The organism is Nonomuraea sp. NPDC052129 (assembly GCF_040680095.1).
Classification (GTDB): Bacteria; Actinomycetota; Actinomycetes; order Streptosporangiales; family Streptosporangiaceae; genus Nonomuraea.
In genome coordinates, this window is record NZ_JBFAVX010000026.1 from 57,083 (window position 1) to 77,427 (window position 20,345).

A 20,345-nucleotide genomic window follows, 5' to 3' on the forward strand; every position below is an offset into this window, starting at 1 on the left:
GGCATCTGGCATGACGTCCGGCGGCATCGACCCCAAGCTGATCAACGACTGCGTGCACTGCGGATTCTGCCTGCCCACCTGCCCGACGTACACGCTGTGGGGCGAGGAGATGGACTCGCCGCGCGGCCGGATCCACCTGATGAAACAGCACGTCGAGGGCACCCCGGTGACACCGGAGATGGCCGGGCACTTCGACGCCTGCCTCGGCTGCATGGCGTGCGTCACCGCCTGCCCGTCGGGCGTCCAGTACGACCGGCTGATCGAGCAGACGCGGGCCGAGGTCGAGCGGGTCCACGTGCGCGAGCCGCGCGAGCGGGCGGTCAGGGAGATCGTGTTCAGCCTGTTCCCCTACCCGCGCCGGCTGCGGCTGCTGCGCCCCGGGCTGGGGCTGGCCGAGCGGATGGCGCCATTCCTGGAGCGGGTGCATCCCAGCCTCGGAGCGATGGCGAGGCTGACACCCCGGGTGGAGCGCAGGCAGCGGATACCGCGGCTGGTCCGGGCCAGGGGGCCGCGCCGGGCCGTGGTCGGCATGCTGACCGGGTGCGTGCAGGGCGAGTTCTTCCCCCAGGTCAACGCGGCCACCGCGCGGGTGCTCGCGCTGGAGGGCTGCGACGTGGTCATCCCGCCCGGCCAGGGCTGCTGCGGGGCGCTCAGCGTGCATTCGGGGCGCGAGGAGCAGGCCAGGCGGCTCGCGCGGCGCACGGTCAGGACGTTCACCAAGGCCGGCGTGGACACGGTCGTGGTCAACGCGGCCGGGTGCGGGTCGTCGATGAAGGAGTACGGCCAGCTGCTGGGCAGCGAGCCGGGGTTCCGCGTGCTGGACCTGTCCGAATACCTCGTCGAGCTGGGACCGGTGGCGGACCGGCATCCCCTGCCCGTCACGGTGGCCTATCACGACGCCTGCCACCTGGCCCACGCGCAGGGGATCCGGGCCCAGCCGCGCGAACTGCTGAAGGCGATCCCGGGGCTGGACCTGCGCGAGGTGCCGGAGTCGGCCATCTGCTGCGGCTCGGCGGGGACGTACAACATCTTCCAGCCCGAGGCGGCCCGCGACCTGGGCGACCGGAAGGCCAGGTCGGTGGCCTCGACGGGCGCGGAGCTGCTGGTGTCGGCCAATCCGGGCTGCACGATGCAGATAGCCGCCGCGATGCGGCGCGGCGGCGCGGAGATCAGGGTGGCGCACACGGCCGAGGTGCTGGACGCGTCGCTGCGCGGGGTTTCTCTTTGACCGGACGGGGGTTGGGCGGGTGAGCGTGCAGTCTGTCGAGCGGGCGCTCGACGTGCTGGAGGCGCTGGCCGAGCACGGTGGCGAGGCGGGGCTGTCGGAGATCGCGGCCAAGACCGGGCTGCCGTTCGGGACGATCCACCGGCTGCTGCAGACGCTTCTGGCCCGCGGCTACGTACGCCAGGAGTCGGACCGGCGCTACGCGCTGGGCGGCGGGCTGGTGCGGCTGGGCGGCATCGCCGAGAGCATGGTCGGGGTGTGGGCGCGGCCGTATCTGTCGAAGCTGGTGTCGCTGTCGGGAGAGACGGCGAACCTGGCGGTGCTGGAGGGCGACTTCATCGTCTATGTGGCGCAGGTGCCGTCGCCGCGCAGGCTGCGGATGTTCGCGGAGGTCGGGCGGCGGGTGCTGCCGCACAGCACGGCTGTGGGCAAGGTGCTGCTGGCCGGGCGGCCGGCGGAGGAGGCGGTCGCGGTGTTCGTACGGACCGGCATGCCGCGCCGCACCCCCAACACGATCACCGACACCGACGGCATGCTCACCGAGCTCGGCCTGGTCAGGGACCGCGGTTACGCCATGGACCTGGGCGAGGAGGAGCTCGGCGTGCACTGCCTGGCCGTGCCCGTGCACGACGGGAACCGGGTGGTGGCCGCCATGTCGGTCTCGGGCCCGGCGGAGCGGATCGACGCCCTCGACCGGGAGGAGCTGGCCGGGGCCATGCGAAGGCTCGCGCTGGACTTCGGCGCCGAGCTCAGCCCGATGGCCGGCGGGAGCTGAAGCATTAGTCTGTTGCGCTATGAGCAACACGTCCGTTCAGTCGGTCGATCGGGCCATCGCCATCCTGGAGATCCTGGCGCGCGAGGGCGCGACGCGGGTGACGGACCTCGCCGTCCAGCTCGACGTGCACAAGTCCACGGCCTTCCGGCTGCTGGCCGCGCTGGAACAGGGCGGACTGGTGGAGCAGAGCGGTGACCGCGGCCGCTACCGCCTGGGATTCGGCGTCGTACGGCTGGCGGGCGCGGCCACCGCGCAGCTGGACCTGTCGAAGGAGAGCCGCCCGGTGTGCCTGCGCCTGGCCGAGACCGTCGGCGAGACCGTCAACATCGCGGTGCCCCAGGACGGCGACGCGGTGAACATCAGCCAGGTCCGCGGCCCCGCCGCGATCAGCGGGCACAACTGGGTGGGCCAGCGCACCCCTTCGCACGCCACCTCCAGCGGCAAGGTGCTGCTGGCGTTCGGGGCGCTGCGGCTGCCCGCCGAGCCGGCGCGTTACACGCCCTCGACGCTCACCGAGGCCGGGCGGCTGGGGCTGGCCGAGATCAGGGAGCGCGGCTGGGCCACCACGGTGGAGGAGCTGGAGGTGGGCCTGAACGCGGTGGCCGCGCCGATCAGGGGCAGCGACGGCTCGGTGGTGGCCGCGGTGAGCGTCTCAGGGCCGTCCTATCGGCTCACGCCCGAGCGGCTGCCCGAAGTCGGGGCGCTCCTGGCCGAGGGCGCGAGGGAGATAAGCCAGCGCATCGGCTATTACCGTTGACGGCATGTGTAGAAGCATCAAGACCCTGCGCCCGCCGTACACCGAGGACGTGACGGAAGACGACGTAAGGGCGGCGGCGCTCCAGTACGTACGCAAGATCTCCGGGTTCCGCGCGCCCGCCGCGCACAACGCCGAGGCGTTCGACCGGGCGGTCGAGACGATCACCAAGGCGTCGGAGGAGTTGCTCGCGGCGCTGCAGGTGCGCGGAGGGCGTTGACACGATCCCCCGGTGGGAGAAGTGTCCCCTGTAACCGCATCCATCTCGCCAGGGGGCACCCCGTGATCAGTGGGCTGTATCAGGGTACGGACGGAGACTCGCGCCTCGAACTCCGGGTGGACGTGGACGGGGCGCGGCCCACGGGGCGGGTGAGCGGGGACCTGTTCACCACGGCCGGCGCGACCACGTCCTACGCCGGCTCGTTCGTGGTGAACACGGCCGCGGCGGTGGCCGAGGGCGCGGGGACGAAGATCACCGGGCGCGGGACGTTCTCCTTCGACACCCCGGCCAAGGACGTGACGGTCGCGATCAGCGGCACGGTGGGCACCGCCCAGGTCGCCGGTCAGAGCTATCAGCTGACGTTCTCCGGCCGCCACTTCCGGACCGTGCTGCTGGAACAGGACTCGGTGGCGGGCACCGAGCCGTTCGAGAGGTACGACACCGGGACCCTGCCCGGCCCGACCGGCTCACCGGCGAGGGAGCTGAGCGTGGCCGCCGCGTACGACGAGGCGGGGATCCGCCTGACCGTCAACCCGCCCGGGGTGATCCCGGTCGACGGGTCGGGCGCGGACCTGGCGTGGGACGACGCCGAGCTGCATCACGCGATGACGCAGCAGTTCAGCGCGTTCGGGGACATACCGGCCTGGCGGGTGTGGCTGCTGGTGGCCAGCAAGCACGTGGGCGGCTACCGGGGCATCATGTTCGACTACGACGACGCGCACCAGCGGCAGGGGTCCGCGGTCTTCTACGACGCGATCAAAGGCCGGACCCCGCAGGCGCAACGCGCGCAGCTGCGCACATACGTGCACGAACTCGGCCACGCCTTCAACCTGCTGCACTCGTGGCAGAAGAACCTGGGCAACCCACCCCAGCCGCTCGGCCCGAACGGCGGCTTCGGCGACCTGTCGTGGATGAACTACGTTCAGAACTACCAACCAGGCGGCGAGCAAGGCTATTGGGCCGCCTTCCCCTTCCAGTTCACCGACCCCGAGCTCGTCCACCTTCGCCATGGTTTCTACCGGGACGTGGCCATGGGCGCGAACGCCTTCGGCACGGGCGCCGCCGACATCGCGCCCTTCGAGCAGCCGGTCGTGGACCAGTCAGGGCTGCGGCTCGAACTGCGGGCCAAGGAGTCGTTCGGCTTCGGCGAGCCCGTCGTGGTGGAGCTGAAGCTGTCCACGGCCGGGGAGCCGCGCACCACACACGGCCACCTCCACCCCGACACCGAGTTCACCCAGGTCACCATCACCCAGCCGACCGGCAGGACCGTGCTCTACCGGCCGATGATGCGGCACTGCGTCGACACCTCACCCGACATCCGGCTCGACTCGGGCAACCCGGCCATGTACCGCAGCGCCTACATCGGGCACGGCCGCGACGGGCACTACTTCCAGCAACCCGGCGAGTACCAGGTGCGCGGCCAGTACATCGCCGCCGACGGATCCCGCATCGTCTCCCCCGCCTGCCTGGTCAAGGTGCGTTACCCGGTCGGCGCGGACGACCACCGGGTGGCCGAGCTGATGCTCGGCGACGAGCAGGGCAAGCTGTTCTCGCTGCTCGGCTCCGACTCGCCGACGCTGAGCTCGGGCAACCGGGCGCTGGACGAGGTGATCGGCAGGTACGGCGGCCACCCGCTGGCCGTCTATGCCCGGATGGTCAAGGGGCTCAACGCCGAGCGGGAGTTCAAGGCGATCACCGCCGCCAAGCAGGTACGGATCCGGCCGCCGGACCTCAAGCAGGGCATCGAGCAGCTCACCGCGGTCGCCCGTGACGCCAGCGTCGACAACATCACCCTGAACATGGTGCTGCGCCGCCTGGCCAGGGCCGAAGCCCGGCAGGGCGACCTCGATCGGGCGAACGCGGTGATGGACAAGATGGTCGCGCTGTTCCAGGCCAAGGGGGTCAACCCCATCGTCATGGGGCAGATCAGGCGGCAGGCCGAGCTTACGAAGGCCGCGCTCAGCGCGGAAGCGTGACCGGCTGGTCGCCCGAGCAGCCGATCCGCACGTCGACGTCGGCGCCTTCGTCCTCGTCGGCGTCGAACTCGACCATGGCCTCCTGCCGGGGGCCCGGGTCGACGTCGTCGACGGAGTAGCCCTGGGCGGGGCTCCACGAGCGCAGCGTCACCCGGCCGCCCACGCAGGAGGCGATCACGGTGCCGCCGGCCGTACGGATGACCTTGCCGCCACGCGAACCCGCGGACGTCTTCGGGGCGGCGGTCCCGGGCGCCCGCACAGTAGCGGTGGCGAGGGCGGCGCGGATCTCGCTCTGGCTCAGCACCCGCCCGGACGTGCCGGTGAACACTCCGCCGAGCAGCCCGAGCACCGCCACGGCCGCACCCGTCGCGGCGAGCGCGGTGGCGGCCCAGGCCAGTACGAGTCGCTTCACCACGCCAGCTTCCCCCCTCTCCGGATAAGGCCGGGTTAACGCCACGATAAGGCGGCCCTGCCCGTGTCCTGGCATCCTCTACCGTTGCCATATATGGCTGACATCCTGCTCATCGAGGACGACGTGGCGATCCGCACGGCACTGAGCCGCGGTCTGCGGGAGCTCGGCCATGCCGTCTCCTCCTCCCCCACGGCCCTGGACGGGTTGCGGCTGGCCGTCGAGGACCGGCCCGACCTGATCGTGCTCGATCTGGGGCTGCCCGACCTCGACGGCGTGGACCTGCTGCGCATGCTGCGGGCGGTGAGCCGGGTGCCGGTGATCGTCGCCACCGCCCGTGACGGGGATGCCGAGATGGTGCCGGTGCTCGACGCGGGTGCCGACGACTACGTGGTCAAGCCGTACAGCTCCGCGCAGCTCGACGCCCGGATCAGGGCCGTGCTGCGCCGCGCGGGCGACTCCGCGCCCGAGCCGCTGGAGGTCGGCGGGCTGTGCGTCGACCCGCGTGCGCGGGTCGCCACGCTCGGCGGCGAGGAACTGGACCTGACGCCGCGCGAGTTCGACGTGCTGCGCTATCTCGCCGCCCGGCCCGGTGAGGTGGTCACCAAGCGGGAACTGCTGACCGAGGTGTGGCAGCTCCCGTACGGCGGGGCGGACAAGACCGTCGACGTGCACCTGTCATGGCTGCGCAGGAAGCTCGGCGAGACCGCCGCGGAACCGCGTTACCTGCACACGGTGCGGGGCGTCGGGGTCAAGCTGGTCGAACCGTCGTGAGGCGCTGGCTGGCGCTGCTGGTGGCCGCGACCACCTCGGTCGCGCTGATCGCGCTGCTGGTGCCGATGGCGCTGCTGATCCGCTCCGTGGCCGAGAACGGCGCCATGAACCGCGCCACCGCCGCCGCCGAGTCGGTCGCCGTCGCGGTCGGCACGCCCGACCTGGAGCTCGCGGTGGCGCAGGTCTCCCGCCCCGTGACGGTGTTCATGCCCGACCGGAGGACGCTCGGCCCGGCCGCGCCCCGCTCTGACGCGGTACGGCTGGCCACGACCGGCCGTAGCGTCACCGCCGAGGCCCCGGGCGGCAGGGAGGTGCTCGTCTCGGTGCGCTCGCCGGAGGGAACGGTGGTGATCAGGGCGTTCGCGGACGACGCGGAACTGCTGCGCGGGGTCCGCGAGGCGTGGCTGGCGCTGCTGGTGATCGGCCTGGCGCTGATGGTGCTGGGCATCGTCCTGGCCGACCGGCTGGCGCTCGCCGTCACCAGGCCGATCGACGGGCTGGCCAAGGTCTCGCACCGGCTGGCGGGTGGCGACCTGGCCGCGCGGGCGGAGCCGGGCGGCCCGCCGGAGGTGCGCTCGGTGGCGCTCGCGCTGAACCACCTGGCCGGGCGGATCGACGAGCTGCTGGCTGCCGAGCGGGAGTCGGTGGCAGACCTGTCGCACCGGCTGCGCACCCCCCTGACCGGTCTCAGGCTGGACGTGGAATCGATGCGCGACCCTGAGGAGGCGGAACGCGTCGGGGCCCGCGTGGATGCCCTGGAGCGGGCCGTCAGCGCGGTCATCACCGACGCCCGCCGCCGCGCGGCCGACCGGGCGGGGTGCGACGCGGCGGCGGTGGTGCGGGAGCGGGTGCGGTTCTGGTCGGTGCTCGCGGAGGACCAGGGACGGGCCGTCGAGGTGGATCTGCCGCCCGGCCCGCTCCCCGTGGTGGTCCGCGCGGAGGAACTCGCCGCCTGTGTGGACGCGCTGCTCGGCAACGTGTTCGCGCACACTCCCGAAGGAGCCGCCCTGTCCGTACGGCTGGCGGCCCGCCCTCCCGGAGCCGTGCTGACGGTCGCCGACGAGGGCCCCGGCTTCGACCAGGCGCTCCTCGAACGGGGCAACAGCGCAGGCGGATCCACCGGGCTCGGCCTGGACATCGCCCGGCGCACGGCCGAGGACGCGGGCGGGCGGCTGTCGGTCTCGGCTCCGTCCAGGGGCGGGGCGGTGGTGGAGGTGACGTTAACCGGGGCTTAGCGCGGCCTTACCGGCGATCACGATTGCGTTGGGGCATGAACACAATCACCAAGTTCGTCGCAGCAGGTGCCGGAGCCGTCGTCCTCGTCGCGGGTGGCGGTGCCGCCTACGCCGCCGCCACGACCACCGCCGCGGCTCCCAAGGTCACGGCCGAGCGGGCCATCGAGATCGCGCACCAGCAGGTTCCCGGCGCGTGGGTCAAGGAGGTCTCCTACGACGGCCGCGGGAACCGGCCGGACGTGTGGGAGGTGGAGGTGGTCAAGGGCAACGTGGACCACGAACTCGACGTCGACGCGGCCACGGGGAAGGTCCTGAGCCAGAGCACCGACCGTACGGACGACGACGACTGACGCGCCGGCCGGGCGCGCCTCCTCTTCGAGGCGGCGCGCCCGGATCGTCAGCAGGAGTCCAGGATGCCGGTCATCGCGTCCTTCTCACCGGTGGTCAGCCACAGGTCGTACTTCGCCTTCACGTCGATCTGCTTGGCGATGTAGGTGCAGCGGTACGCCTTGCGGGGCGGCAGCCAGGTCGCGGCGTCGGAGTCGCTCTTCTGCCCGTTGAGCGGCCCGTCCACGGCCATCAGGTTCATCGGGTCGTTGGCGAACTCCTTGCGCTTGTCCGCCGTCCACTGCTGCGCGCCCTTCTGCCAGGCGTCCGACAGCGGGATCAGGTGGTCGATCTGCACGGCGGTGCTGGTGTCCTGGCCGCGCTTGAACGTGATGGTCTTACCGCTGTAGGGGTCGTCCAGCACGCCGGTGAGGACGATGCAGTCGTGCGTGCCCGACTTGAACGTCTCGTCCTTCAGGTCGCGCTTCAAGATGTCGTTACGCGTGTCGCAGCCGTTGTGGTCGACGTCCGCCCATGCCGGGCCGAACTTCTCCCGCTCGAAGCCGGTACGCGGCGCGCGACCTTTGACGGCGAGCTTGGCCAGCTTCTTGCGAGCGTCCCCCACGTCGGCCGACGAAGCCTTGCCCGTGTCGGCTTTAGGTGTCTGCGCATCCAGCTGCCCGCATCCCGCGAGCAATCCCACTGTGGCCAAACCGGCCAAACCCACCCGAAGCCGCACGCTCCACCCCCAGACTCAAGTTTTCGTAAAGTCTAGGTAGAGCAATTACCCCTAAGCGCCTATTTATCCCTCAAGTGCGTCAAGCAACCATTCGGCGAGGTAGGCGGCGTAGGACGAACGCACATAGATCCGGTAGCCGCCCTCCCCTTCCGAACCTTCCGGACCTTCCGGACCTTCCGGATCGGAGAACCGTTCGAGCAGGACGGCCGCCTTGCCCAGCAGGGTCTGGGCGTGCCCCGGGAACACCGCCGGGTGCAGGTCGATCGGGCAGCCGGTGATCAGGACGTCCAGCGCGCCCGGCCCCGTGAGCTCCAGCACGGTCCGCTGCCCCGACACATCCACCCACCCGGGCCGCTCTTCGGTGTCCTCTGTGACGAGCCACCAGTCGGGTCCCAGTCGCAGCCCCACGCCCGGATCAGCCCCGCGAACCTCCCACATCCGCACGAAGGGCACCTCACGCAGGCGTACCCGCTCGGAACCGGCCGCCTCGAAGCGGTCGGCGAACGCCGCCGCCGGGCTCTCCTTCCGGCAACCTTCCACCCGCCCGGCAACCGGCCGCGCAGCCGGATCACCGTCGCGCCGGGTGTTGTCCGGGTCGTAGAAGACCGGCTCGACCACCGTCACGGGCACGGCCGCCTCCCCCGACACCGCCGAGAGCCGGTCGCCGACGGCCACGCCATGGACCATGGCCAGGCTGAAACTCCGCCCGAGCGCCGCGCTCAGGTAGCTGGACGTCACATGCCCAAGCATCGGCCCGGTCGGGCCCACGACCTGGGCGCCCTCCGCCACGAACGCGGCCGGATCGTCGGCGAGCAGCCCCACCAGCCGCTTGCGCCCGTCGCGGGCGGTGTCGGGTCGCGCGTGCGAGCGCTTGCCCACGAAGTCGGGCTTGCGCTTCGACACCAGCCACGACATGCCGAGGTCCTGCGGGGTGACCGTGCCGTCGGTCTCCTGGCCGACGATGGCGAACCCCTTCTCGGCCCGCAGCACGTGCATGGTCTCGGTCCCGTACGGCACCGCGCCCAGGTCCAGCACGGTCTCCCAGAGCGCTCTGCCGTACCACCAGGGCACATTTACCTCGTAGGCCAGCTCGCCGGAGAAGCTGATCCTGAACACCCGCCCGTCGACGCCCAGCACACTCGTGGCCGCGTACGTCATGAACGCCAGCTCCTCGGCCCCCGGCGCGATCAGCCCGATGATCTCCCGCGCCTTCGGTCCCACGACCGCGACCGTCGCCCAGTGATCTGTCACGGACGTGAACGACACTTCAAGCCCCGGCCACTCGGTCTGCCGCCACTCCTCCAGCCAGTCGAGCACGGCCGCCGCGTTGCCGGTGGTCGTGGTCATCAGGTAGCGATCGTCGGCCAGCCGCGTGGTCGTGCCGTCGTCGAACACCATCCCGTCGGCGGTGCACATCACCCCATAGCGGCACGAGCCAACGGGCAGCGTGGAGTACACGTTCGTGTAGATCCGGTCGAGGAACTCCCCCGCGTCGGCGCCCCTGACGTCGATCTTCCCGAGCGTGGAGGCGTCCATGGCGGCGACACCCGTACGGGCCGCCCGGCACTCGCGCAGCACCGCCTGCTCCATCGTCTCGCCGTCGAGCGGGAAGTAGCGGGGCCGCTTCCACTGCCCGACGTCCTCGAACACCGCGCCCCGCGCGACGTGCGAGGCGTGCGGCGCGGTCGTCCTGACCGGGTCGGAGAGCGCGCCCCGGTCACGTCCGGCGAGCGTGGCGAAGGAGACAGGTGTGTACGGCGGGCGGAAGGTGGTCGTACCCACCTGCCCCGGGGCGGCACCCAGCAGCGCGGACATCACCCCCGCCACCACGGCGCCCGACGTCTTGCCCTGGTCGGCGCCGGTTCCGGCGGTGGTGTAGCGCTTGACGTGCTCCACGGACCGCATGCCGGTCCCCGCGGCCCTGGCGAGGTCGGCCACGGTCACATCTCGATGCAGATCGGCGAAGGCGTCGGTGGACTGCGGGTCCACCACCCAGAGCGCCGCCGGGGGCCGCAGGGGAAGCTCGTCGGTCTCCGGTACGCGGAAGCCGCCTCCCTGCCTCTTGCCCGTCGGCCGGGCCGCCTGGCAGCCCGCCGCGTAGCCGTCCTGGATGGCCTCCGCCGTGCCGTAGCGGCCCCGGCAGGCACCGGCGGAGCGTTCGGCCTGGGCGGAGACGCCGGGCACGAACGCCTGCGCCTCCTCGTCGAACACGGTCCGGCCCTGCGACTGGCTGAACAAGTGGACGACCGGGTTCCAGCCGCCGGCGACGGCCAGCAGGTCGGCCTCGAAGCGCCGGTCGCCGACCAGGACCTCGGTGAGCAGACCGTCGGCATCCGCGACGGTCCCAGTGACGGTTCCGGTGATGATCTCGGCGCTGGCCCCCGTGGCGACCTGCTCGGCGAGCTCGTCGGCACCGGCTCGCGGGCGCGGGTCGATGATGGCGGCGATCTCGACCCCGGCCGCCCGCAGGTCGCGCGCCGCCTCGTAGCCCGAGTCCGTACAGGCGAAGACGACCGCCCGGCGGCCGGGCCGTACGCCAAACCGGTTGACGTAGGTTCGGGCGGCCGAGGCGAGCATCACGCCGGGCCGGTCGTTGCCGGGGAAAGCGAGCGAGCGCTCCTGCGCGCCGGTCGCCAGGACGACCTGGGCCGCGCGCAGATGCCACAACCGCTCACCCCGGGGGCGGCGCTCGACGGCCACCACGTAGTTGTGGTCGTAGTAGCCGATCGCCGTGGTCCTGGTGAGCACCCGGACGTCGGGCATGGACGCCAGCCGGGCGCGTACCAGGGCCACCCAATCGAGCGCGCGGGCGCCGTCCAGGCGGACCCGGCTGTTGAGCAGGTCGCCGCCGAGCCGGGGCTGGTCGTCGACGAGGATCACCCGGGCGCCCGCCACCCCGGCGCTGAGCGCGGCGGCCAGCCCGGCGGGGCCGCCGCCGACCACCAGGACGTCACAGTGCAGGTAGCCCTTGTCGCAGCGGCGATCGTCGGTCGCGTGCGGGTCCACCCGGCCCTTGCCGCGCAGGCTCCACGCCGCCAGCCCCTCGTACAACTCCACGGTGGTGGCCGCCAGCATCGGGTCGGCGCCCACGCGGACCAGGGCGTTCGGCTCCTCAGGACCGGCGGAGAAGACGCCGCGCGGGCGGCCCAGCTCGACACTGTGGCCGACCACGCGCACGCCGTTCGCCAGCAGCGCGGAGGCGAGCGTGTCGCCGGGATGCCCCTCCATGCGGCGACCGTCGAAGCTGAACGGCAGCACGACAGAGCGGTCCACCAGACCGCCCCTGTCCAGACGGGTCATGGCGCCTTCCAGAACTCGTGAGTGGCGGTGTGCCGCCGGAGCGTGAACCAGGTCCGGCAGCCGTGCACGTGGAACCAGCGCTCGTCGAACCAGCCCTTGGGGTTGTCCCGCAGGAACACGTACTCTGCCCACTCCTCGTCCGTGGCGGTGGCGGGCGTCTCGGGGTAGGCGATGCCGGCCTGCCCGCCGTAATGGAACTCGTTCTCGTCGCGGGGCCCGCAGTGGGGGCAGTCGATGAGCAGCATCAGTGCGCCACCGCCGCCGCGCCGTGCTCGTCGATGAGCGCCCCGGTGGTGAACCGCTCCAGCGCGAACGGCTCGGCGAGCGGATGCGGCTCGCCGTGCGCGATCGTATGCGCGTACACCCACCCGGAGCCCGGCGTGGCCTTGAAGCCGCCGGTTCCCCAGCCCGCGTTGACGAACAGCCCGTCCACCGGGGTACGCCCGATGATCGGCGAGGCGTCGGGCGAGACGTCCACGATGCCGGCCCAGGTTCGCAGCACCCGCACCCGGCTGAAGATCGGGAACAGCTCCAGAGCCGCCGCCATCTGCGCCTCGATGACGTGGAAGGCGCCCCGCTGACCGTAGGAGTTGTAGGAGTCGATGCCCGCGCCCATGACCAGCTCGCCCTTGTGCGCCTGGCTCACGTAGACGTGTACGGCGTTCGACATCACCACGCAGTCGAGCACCGGTTCCAGCAGCTCCGACACCAGTGCCTGCAGGGGATGCGACTGGAGCGGCAGCCGGATCCCGGCCTCGGCCGCGAGCACCGAGGTGTGCCCGGCGGACGCGAGCGCGATCTTCCCGGCCGCGATCCGCCCCCGGGACGTCTGTACGGCCACCGCCCGGTTCCCGGTGATCTCGAAGCCGGTGACCTCACAGCCCTGGATGAGGTCGATGCCATAGGCGTCGGCCTTGCGGGCCAGAGCCCAGGCGACGTGGTCGTGCTTGGCGATGCCACCCCGCCGTTGCAGCGTGGCGCCCATCACGGGGTAGCGGGCGCGCTCGGAGACGTTGATGACCGGGCAGAACTTCTTGACCTCGTCGGCGTCCAGCCACTCGGCGTCGACGCCGTTGAGCCGGTTGGCGTTGACCCGCCGCCTGCCCTCGCGCACGTCGCCCAGGTTGTGCGCCAGGTTGAGCACGCCGCGCTGGCTGAACTGAAGGTCGTAGTCCAGCTCCTCGCTGAGACCCTCCCACAGCCTGAGCGAGTGCTCGTAGATGGCGGCGCTCTCGTCCCACAGGTAGTTGGAGCGGATGATCGTGGTGTTGCGCGCCATGTTGCCGCCGGCCAGCCAGCCCTTCTCCAATACGGCGACGTTCGTGATCCCGTGGTTCTTGGCCAAGTAGTAGGCGGTGGCCAGGCCGTGCCCGCCGCCGCCGACGATGACCACGTCATAGGCGGGCCTGGGGTCGGGGTTGCGCCAGAGAAAGTCCGGGTGGGTCACCTTCTGATCTTCTCCATCTTGGGGTCGAACAAAGGCTCGGTGGCGACTTCGGCCGGAACACACCGCCCGAAGTACGAAATATCGACATGCGTCCCGGGGGTGGTCAGCTCGATCGGCAGCCAGGCGTACGCGATCGGCCGCCGGATCGTGTGCCCGTAGGCGGCGCTCGTCACGTAACCGGCCGTGCGGCCCGCGTGCCGTACCGGCTCCTTGCCCATCACGACCTCCGCGCTGAGCAGCGGGACCAGCTTGCGGGTGATCTCGGTGGACAGCGCGTCCCGGCCGAGGAAGTCCTTGCCGTCCTTGACGGCGAAGGCCAGCCCCGCCTCGTACGGGTTGTGCACAGGGGTCATGTCGACGCCCCAGAGCCGATAGCCCTTCTCCAGCCGGAGGCTGTTGAACGCGGCCCTGCCCCCGGCGACCGGCAGGCCCGTCGCCCAGAGTGTGTCCCAGAGCTTGAGGCCCAGGTCGGCGCTGGTGTAGAGCTCCCAGCCGAGCTCGCCAACGTAGGAGACGCGCATCGCGGTCACCGGGACGTGCCCGACATATCCGGTCTTGAGGCTGAAGTAGCGGAAGCCCTCATGGGACAGGTCCATGTCCGTGAGGGGCTGAAGGAGCTCCCTGGCTTTCGGCCCCCAGACGCCGACGCAGCAGGTGCCGGGCGTGATGTCCCGGACGTAAACGCCGCCGGGGGCGTGGCGGGTCAGCCAGTCGAGGTCGAGGTTGCCGTTGGCGCCGATCTGGAACCGGTCCTCCGCCAGCCGCGCCACCGTGAGGTCGGAGCGCACGCCGCCGCTCGCGTCCAGGAGCAGCGAGTAGGTGACCGAGCCGGGCTTCTTGTCGACGTTGTTCGTGGTCAGGTACTGCAGGAACGCCGCCGATCCTGGCCCGCCGACCTCGATCCGCTTGAGCGAGGTCATGTCGTAAAGCGCCACGTTCTCCCGGGTCGCGTACGACTCCGCGGCGGCGACCGGCGACCAGTAGCGGCTGGCCCACTGGTCCCGCTGGGCCACGCCGAGCAGCGCCTCGGCTGCCTGGCTGTCGTACTGCGGCACCAGGTTCTCTTCCAGCAGCGGCAGGTTCGCCTCGAACCAGTGCGGACGCTCCCAGCCGGCCGCCTCCAGGAAGTAGCCGCCCAGCTCGCGCTGCCTGACATAGAACGGGCTGGTCCGCATCGGCCGCGGCGACTCCATCGGCTGGAGCGGGTGGATGACGTCGTAGACCTCGACGAAGTTCTGCTTACCGCGCTCCTCGACGTACGCGGGCGACAGCTGCACCGGCTCGAACCGGCTCAGCTCGCATTCGTGCAGATCGAAGCTGGACCGCCCGTCGACGAGCAGTTCGGCCACCGCCCTGGCCACGCCCGCCGAGTGGGTGACCCAGACGGCCTCGGCCAGCCAGAACCCGTCCAGGTGCGGCGCCTCGCCGATCAGCGGGAACCCGTCGGGGGTGAAGGAGAAGATCCCATTGATGCCGTCCTCGTACGTGGACTCCTTGAGCGCCGGCATCAGCTCGACCGCGTCCCGCCACGCGGGATCGAAGTCCTCCTCGGTGAACGCCTGCACCGAGGGCATCACCGTGCCTTTGGGCCCGATCTCGTCCTGCCGGACCGGCATCGGCCGGTGCGCGTAGGAGCCGATCCCGATGCGGTCGCCATGGCCGCGGAAGTACAGGTCGCGGTCCTGGTGCCGCAGGATGGGCCCGTCCGGCACGCCTGGCGTCCGCGCCTTGGCGTACTGGTGGGCCAGCGGCAGCAGCGGCACGGTCAGCCCCGCCAGCCGCCCGATCGCCGGCCCCCAGAACCCGGCGGCGCACACGACCACGTCGGCGGCCAGCACCCGATACTCGACCTCGCGCGACTCCGGCCGGCGGACCTCGACGGCGACGCCGGTCACCCGGCCGCCCCCCTGTTCGACGCCCACGACCGTGTGGTGCGGCAGGAACCTGGCACCCCGCTCGATCGCCCGCCGCGCCTGCGCCTCACCGCAGCTCACGGCCGCGGCCAGCCCATCGGTGGGGACGTGGAAGCCGCCCAGCACCTTGCCCCTGTCGAGCATCGGCCAGAGCTCCACGCACTGGTCGGCGTCGACCAACCGGCCCTCGACACCCCAGGACTCGGCCCATCCCTGCTTGCGGTGCAGGTCCGTCCACCGCTCGTTGGTGGTGGCCACTTCCAGGCCGCCGACCTGGTCGAAGCAGGGCCGCCCGGCGAGGGCCAGTCCGCTGTACTTGCGCACGGTATAGGAGGCGAACTCGGTCATGGTCTTGGATGGGTTCGTCTGGAACACGAGTCCGGGAGCATGCGAGCTCGACCCGCCGGCGGCGAACAAGGGCCCCTGATCGACGACAGTGACATCGGTCCACCCCCGCTCGGTGAGCTCGTCGGCCAGGGCACAGCCCACGATGCCGGCTCCAATGATCACCAAACGAGGCCGGCTCACCATGCGCCCTCCGGTTGTTCCCTAATACGCAACAAGCACCGGACTACGCAACGAACATAGAGCCCACCGCACCCCCGGACAAGGCCCCGGCAAGGTCACATGTCGCCCGAGGAGGGGCATACGAATCGACACCGGCTCTCGACCGGACCACGGACGGGGCCCAGAACGCGCACGTCACGGCGCCCAGCGCGCTCCACCGGAGGAGCGTGTCCCTGGACAGTCTCCGGCCCCGTGCGGGGGTGGGGCCCACCGTGCTCTGCCGTAAAAAAAGAGGATCCCGCCTGAAAAGGCGGGACCCCTCATGATGGGAGAGCCGGGCGGCTACGAGCGCCCGTACGAGTCCTCAAGGCGCTCAATGTCGTCCTCGTCGAAGTGACCGAAGGCGATCTCGAGGATCCGCGTCGCGGGCCCGGACGAGCTGAGCCGGTGCGTCTGCCCCTGCTGGATCAGCACCCGATCCCCCACAGCGGGCTCGATGCGCTTCCCGTCCACCTCGAACACGCACCCCGGGTCGAGCGCCACCCACAGCTCGGAGCGGTGCTCATGACGCTGCAGGCTCAGCCGCTGCCCCGGCGAGACCTCGATGATCTTAACGGTGGACACCTCGTTGAGGGTGAACCGCTCGAACCCACCCCACGGCCGCTCATCACGGATCACAGCCGCCAGCCTGTCGATGTCCTGCATCGCCCCTCCATGGAAAAGTCACGCCATAAACCCGCGCTCAAACTACCAGGCGTCCCCTGATCAGGCGGTAAGCGGCCTGGCAACGCACGGCCGGACGACGCGTAGCCCGACACAGGACGGCCAGACGAGTTGGTCAGGTGATGAGGATGCCGCCGTCGACGGGCAGGACGACGCCCGTGATGTACGACGACGCGTCACTCGCCAGGAAGACCGCCGCGGCCACCAGCTCCGCCGCTTCCCCCACCCGGCCCATGACCACCCGCTGCGCCACCATCCGCTCCATGTAGTCGGCCTTGAACTGCACCGTCATCTCCGAGGCGAAGAACCCGGGCTCCAGACAGTTGACCCGGATCCCCCGCCGCCCCGTCCACTGCTGCGCCAGGTCCCGGGTCAGCCCGATCACCGCCGCCTTCGACGCGCTATAGGCGGCCTGCGGCAGCCCGGCCGTCGTCTCCGCCAGGATGCTGCCGATGTTGACGATCGACGAGCCGGGCCGCATCACCCGCGCGCACGCCTGCGCCATCCAGTACGTGCCGTGCAGGTTGATGTCGACCACCTGCCGGAACTCCTCCGGCGTCTCCCGCAGCGCCGGCACGGCGGTGCCGACGCCGGCGTTGTTGATCAGCACGTCGACCGCGCCCATGGTCTCCACGGCCGCGGCGACCAGCGCCTGGCAGTCCTCGACCTTGGTCACGTCGGTTCGCACAGCCAGGCACCGGCGGCCGGTCTCCTCGACCAGCCGCCGCGTCTCGTCCAGCCGATCCTGCCGCCGGGCCCCGATCACGATGTCGGCCCCGGCCTCGGCCAGCCCGCGGGCGAAGGCCACGCCCAGCCCCGACGACGCGCCGGTGACGATGGCGACCTTCCCGTCGAGGCTGAAGCGTTGCAGCATCCTAGAGACCGTAATCCTTGTCGAGGCTCAAGCGTTGCAGAATCCTAGAGACCGTATTCCTTGACGATCCGCTCGTGGCGCTCGACCTCCACGTCGACCTCCTTGGCCAGGTCGAGCCAGGCCAGCGGGTGCGACCAGCGCTCAGTGGCGTCGTCGAGCAGGGCGTCGACCTCGGTCGCCGACACGTCCGGCGGCACCGCGACCCAGCCGAACACGCCGGGCAGCGGCTCGCCGCCGGTCGGGTGGGTGACCATGTAGTTCTCGTCGCTGTAGACCCACATCGGCCAGCCGCGCTCGGCCATGACCTCAGTGAACTCCGCCCAGTCCTCCTCGCTCGGCGCGGCGCCGTCGAAGAAGTAGCTGGTGTAGCCGCCGGGGCGGAGGACGCGGACCGCGGCGAAGGGCGGCACGAAGTTCTGCTGCTCTTCGGGGTCGTCGGGGACCGGCTCCAGCAGTTGCGGGTCGAACACGACCAGGTCGCCGGCGTTGTAGTCCATGCCGCGCGGCTGCGGCAAGGCGAGCCGGGCGGTGGCCGGGCCGGTGCGGATGGACAGGATCTGGCGCTGGCCGCCGTCGGGCGCGGGGAGGATGACCCGGATCAGGCCCATCTCCTCCTCGATCGGCCCCTCGGTCGACTTGACCGGCATGCCGATCTTGGCCGTGCCCTTGCGGACGATGTCCCAGTCCTCGCTCGAGGTGGCCATGACGATCATGCGCCAGGTGTCCTCTTCGGTGATCTCGTCGATCACTTCGAGCAGCGCCTTGGCGCCCTTGGCGTTGTCGTCGAGTTGCTGGGCCGCGGTGGCGACCAGGCGGCGCGCCTCGACGCCGCCCCCGGCGGCCACGGCGTGCTCGGCCGCCTCCAGCGCCTCCGGCCAGCGCTCGCGGGCGCTGTGGAGACGGGCCATCGCGAGGTATTGGGTGTCGTGCGGCAGCAGCGCCGCCATCTGCTCCAGCCGCTCGTCCTGGCGGGCCTCGATGAGCAGCGTGGTCAGCGTGGAGACGTCGTCGGGGTCGGCGGTGGCGATGTCGCCGGAGTCGACCAGCAGCTTCCAATAGATGTCGGCGCCCGTCGCCGGGTAGCCGAGGAAGCCGAGCGTGGTGGTGTGGCGGCGGGTGGTCTCCAGGTCCTCGCCGGAGCGCGGGGCCAGCCAGCCGGTCCACCGCTCGGGGTCGGCGTTGTGGCCGTCGGCGGCGTCGAAGTAGGCGACCCGCTCCTCGACCGGGCAGGGCGCGGGCGGCTCGGTCGTCGCGTCGGCGGCGGCGCGCAGGGCGGCGATCCGCTCAGCGACGCCCGTGCTGTCGCGCAGCTCGGCGGCGGCCGACTGGGCCAGGTCGGCCAGCAGCCGCGCCTGCCAGACGCCCTGCCTGGCGATGGCCAGCTCGCCGGCGACCAGTGAGAGCTCGAAGCGGGCGCGGTAGCCGCCCATCATGCCGTAGTAGTCGATCCACTGGCGCAGCACGCGGCCGAGCTGCCAGGTGTTGGTGATCTGCGAGGAGCCGGCCAGCTTGGCGACGGCGTGCGTCCACTCGACCCACGAGCGCGGGTGCTCGCCGACCACGTCGAGGTCGGGCAGCGCGTCGACGGCCTCGGCGATGCGGCCCAGCGTGGCCAGGATCAGCGCGCGGCGTACGCCGTCGTTGCGCTCCTTGGACACCGGGTCGTCGGCCTGGAAGTCGGCCGCGGCCTGCAGCGCGGCCAGCGCGTCCTCCCCGCGCCCGGCGGCCAGCAGCGCGCGGGCGCTCTCGGCGCCGAGCTCCCAGCTGGCCTCGCGGTCGGCGGCGCGCAGCCGCTCGACGGCGGTCTCCGCGTAGGTGACGGCCTCTCCGGCGCGGCCCGCGTCGATGAGCGCGGCGACGTATTGCGTCACCAGCCCGGTGTAGGCGGGGTTGGCCGGCTCCAGGTCCTGGATGACCGCGTCGAGCGTCTCCAGGCGCTCGCCGGCGTAGCCCGGACCGTCGGCGTTGGCCCACGCCAGGGCGAGCGCCTCTACTGCGGCCGGGGTTGCCGGGCAGTCACGCACCTCTTCGCGCTGAGCGAACGACAGCAGGTGCTCGGCGTCACCGATCGCGACGGCACCCTGCGCACGGTCGCCCACGCGGCCGAGCAGGTGCCAGTAGCGGGCGTAGAACTCGAGCCACGGGAGCTCCAGGGCCTCCGCCTGCTGGGCGATGGCCGGAGCCATCACGTCTAGCTGGGGGTATCGCCCCTCGTAGGCCTGTGCGGGCAGGTCTCCCAGCGCCATGGCGAGCCCCACGTTGCCCGCCTCAGAAAGCTGCTGCTGGGTTTCACCGACCCAGGCCCAGATGTCCACGTCCATGAGCAGTCAGTCTGCCAGGTCAATCACCGTGCCCAAAACGCAGAAGCTCGATGAGCTCGTCCGATTCGTCATTGTTGAGTACCGAAAATACAGATGCCAGCAGATCATCGGTCGCCTCTTCGACCGCGGCCCTTTTCGCGACGACAGCGGGACTCGGCTTCTGGTACGGCTCCGGCCACGTGAAGAACTTCGCCATCACCTCACCCGTGGAGTGTCCGAAAGGAGTGCCGTCGTGGTCGGCCGCCAGCATCGCCTCCAGCGGGTCGAGGCCCGCCGCGATCACCGCGTTGGCGTGCAGCCCCCCTCGCAGCTCCCGTACGACGTGCATGAGCTGCGTGGCCCGCGCGGGCGCGTCGTCAGGCAGGGGTACGGCCCGCCACCCGGCGAACAACGGCGCCCCGGCGGCCGGGGCCTGGGCGACGACCGGTTCGAGCAGCTCCGCGAGCCTGGCGCAGCCGTCGTAGTCGCCGAGCCGGCGCCGCCCCCACTCGTGGCAGACGTCGGTGTAGATCTCGACGGCGCGCTCGACGCTCAGCTTGCGCCCGCCGTACCAGCTCTCCTCGACGTGGGCGGCGGGGAAGAAGACCGCGACGGAGGTGACGACGTCGGCCGCGCACTCGCCGAGGACCCCGCAGCGCCCGCGGAAGTAGAACTCGCGCGGGCCGAGACCGTACTCCTCGCAGCGGGCCTTGGCCTCCCTGGAGACCATGAAGCCGCCACCGTATTGGCCGATGGGGCCCTTGACGCGCGCCGCCGTGGTTCTGGGGTCCGCCATGTCCACCTTCCCTCGGTTCACCAAGTGGACTCAGCATCCCTCAGGAGAACA

18 protein-coding genes are annotated in these 20,345 nt (G+C 71.3%); 8 read left to right on the forward strand and 10 right to left on the reverse strand.

The genetic code is table 11. The features are described 5' to 3' along the window. The first annotated feature begins 10 nt into the window (after positions 1 to 10). The 5 genes from AB0L53_RS40605 to AB0L53_RS40625 all read left to right on the forward strand — a co-directional run bounded on the left by AB0L53_RS40605 (position 11) and on the right by AB0L53_RS40625 (position 4,950). Entirely contained in the window at positions 11 to 1,228 is a 1,218-nt protein-coding gene (locus AB0L53_RS40605; protein ID WP_364006172.1) for a heterodisulfide reductase-related iron-sulfur binding cluster, read from the forward strand. 19 nt (positions 1,229 to 1,247) lie between these two features. Beyond that, positions 1,248 to 2,000, forward strand: coding sequence for an IclR family transcriptional regulator (locus AB0L53_RS40610; RefSeq protein WP_364006175.1), 753 nt, complete (start codon positions 1,248 to 1,250; stop codon positions 1,998 to 2,000). Positions 2,001 to 2,019: 19 nt separating this feature from the next. After that, positions 2,020 to 2,757, forward strand: coding sequence for an IclR family transcriptional regulator (locus AB0L53_RS40615; RefSeq protein WP_357656073.1), 738 nt, complete (start codon positions 2,020 to 2,022; stop codon positions 2,755 to 2,757). Positions 2,758 to 2,761: 4 nt separating this feature from the next. Then, a complete protein-coding gene (locus AB0L53_RS40620; protein WP_225290696.1) occupies positions 2,762 to 2,974 on the forward strand; it encodes a DUF2277 domain-containing protein in 213 nt (70 codons plus the stop codon). 62 nt (positions 2,975 to 3,036) lie between these two features. Beyond that, positions 3,037 to 4,950, forward strand: a complete 1,914-nt coding sequence (locus AB0L53_RS40625) for a hypothetical protein (RefSeq protein ID WP_364006180.1) — start codon at positions 3,037 to 3,039, stop codon at positions 4,948 to 4,950. Here the strand turns inward: AB0L53_RS40625 and AB0L53_RS40630 are convergent. Then, on the reverse strand, positions 4,934 to 5,362 hold the full coding sequence (locus tag AB0L53_RS40630; RefSeq protein ID WP_364006182.1) for a hypothetical protein: 429 nt from the start codon (positions 5,360 to 5,362) through the stop codon (positions 4,934 to 4,936). The genes AB0L53_RS40625 and AB0L53_RS40630 overlap by 17 nt on opposite strands. A 93-nt stretch (positions 5,363 to 5,455) precedes the next feature. Here AB0L53_RS40630 and AB0L53_RS40635 point away from each other — a divergent pair, with 93 nt between their 5' ends. Genes AB0L53_RS40635 through AB0L53_RS40645 form a run of 3 tightly spaced genes read left to right on the forward strand, consistent with a single transcriptional unit; the run spans position 5,456 to position 7,718 of the window. Beyond that, the gene (locus AB0L53_RS40635; protein WP_358436071.1) at positions 5,456 to 6,133 is read left to right on the forward strand and encodes a response regulator transcription factor; all 678 of its coding nucleotides are present in this window, start codon (positions 5,456 to 5,458) and stop codon (positions 6,131 to 6,133) included. After that, complete coding sequence (locus tag AB0L53_RS40640) at positions 6,130 to 7,368, forward strand: HAMP domain-containing sensor histidine kinase (RefSeq protein WP_358436074.1); 1,239 nt, start codon at positions 6,130 to 6,132, stop codon at positions 7,366 to 7,368. Before AB0L53_RS40635 ends, AB0L53_RS40640 begins: the two co-directional genes overlap by 4 nt. Before the next feature lie 35 nt (positions 7,369 to 7,403). Then, positions 7,404 to 7,718 carry a PepSY domain-containing protein gene (locus AB0L53_RS40645; RefSeq protein WP_358436077.1) on the forward strand — a complete coding sequence of 105 codons (315 nt, stop codon included), beginning with the start codon at positions 7,404 to 7,406 and terminating at the stop codon, positions 7,716 to 7,718. A 47-nt stretch (positions 7,719 to 7,765) separates the two neighbouring features. Here the strand turns inward: AB0L53_RS40645 and AB0L53_RS40650 are convergent, their stop codons facing one another. From AB0L53_RS40650 to AB0L53_RS40690, 9 genes are all read right to left on the reverse strand, one after another. After that, complete coding sequence (locus AB0L53_RS40650; protein ID WP_364006435.1) at positions 7,766 to 8,398, reverse strand: HNH endonuclease family protein; 633 nt, start codon at positions 8,396 to 8,398, stop codon at positions 7,766 to 7,768. A 99-nt stretch (positions 8,399 to 8,497) separates the two neighbouring features. Beyond that, entirely contained in the window at positions 8,498 to 11,734 is a 3,237-nt protein-coding gene (locus AB0L53_RS40655) for a 2Fe-2S iron-sulfur cluster-binding protein (RefSeq protein WP_364006186.1), read from the reverse strand. Further along, positions 11,731 to 11,979 carry a sarcosine oxidase subunit delta gene (locus AB0L53_RS40660; protein ID WP_364006189.1) on the reverse strand — a complete coding sequence of 83 codons (249 nt, stop codon included), beginning with the start codon at positions 11,977 to 11,979 and terminating at the stop codon, positions 11,731 to 11,733. Before AB0L53_RS40660 ends, AB0L53_RS40655 begins: the two co-directional genes overlap by 4 nt. After that, positions 11,979 to 13,181 (reverse strand): sarcosine oxidase subunit beta family protein, encoded by a 1,203-nt coding sequence (locus AB0L53_RS40665; protein ID WP_364006191.1) that lies wholly within the window; start codon positions 13,179 to 13,181, stop codon positions 11,979 to 11,981. The genes AB0L53_RS40660 and AB0L53_RS40665 overlap by 1 nt, the downstream gene beginning before the upstream one ends. Next, positions 13,178 to 15,625: an FAD-dependent oxidoreductase gene (locus tag AB0L53_RS40670; RefSeq protein ID WP_364006194.1), complete on the reverse strand. Its 2,448-nt coding sequence runs from the start codon at positions 15,623 to 15,625 to the stop codon at positions 13,178 to 13,180. The genes AB0L53_RS40665 and AB0L53_RS40670 overlap by 4 nt, the downstream gene beginning before the upstream one ends. A gap of 318 nt (positions 15,626 to 15,943) precedes the next feature. After that, on the reverse strand, positions 15,944 to 16,306 hold the full coding sequence (locus AB0L53_RS40675) for a phosphomannose isomerase type II C-terminal cupin domain (protein ID WP_214638474.1): 363 nt from the start codon (positions 16,304 to 16,306) through the stop codon (positions 15,944 to 15,946). 133 nt (positions 16,307 to 16,439) lie between these two features. Next, on the reverse strand, positions 16,440 to 17,198 hold the full coding sequence (locus AB0L53_RS40680) for a glucose 1-dehydrogenase (protein ID WP_364006197.1): 759 nt from the start codon (positions 17,196 to 17,198) through the stop codon (positions 16,440 to 16,442). A gap of 44 nt (positions 17,199 to 17,242) precedes the next feature. Beyond that, the gene (locus tag AB0L53_RS40685; protein ID WP_364006200.1) at positions 17,243 to 19,519 is read right to left on the reverse strand and encodes a tetratricopeptide repeat protein; all 2,277 of its coding nucleotides are present in this window, start codon (positions 19,517 to 19,519) and stop codon (positions 17,243 to 17,245) included. A gap of 19 nt (positions 19,520 to 19,538) precedes the next feature. Next, positions 19,539 to 20,294: a hypothetical protein gene (locus AB0L53_RS40690; RefSeq protein ID WP_364006203.1), complete on the reverse strand. Its 756-nt coding sequence runs from the start codon at positions 20,292 to 20,294 to the stop codon at positions 19,539 to 19,541. Positions 20,295 to 20,345: the final 51 nt, after the last annotated feature.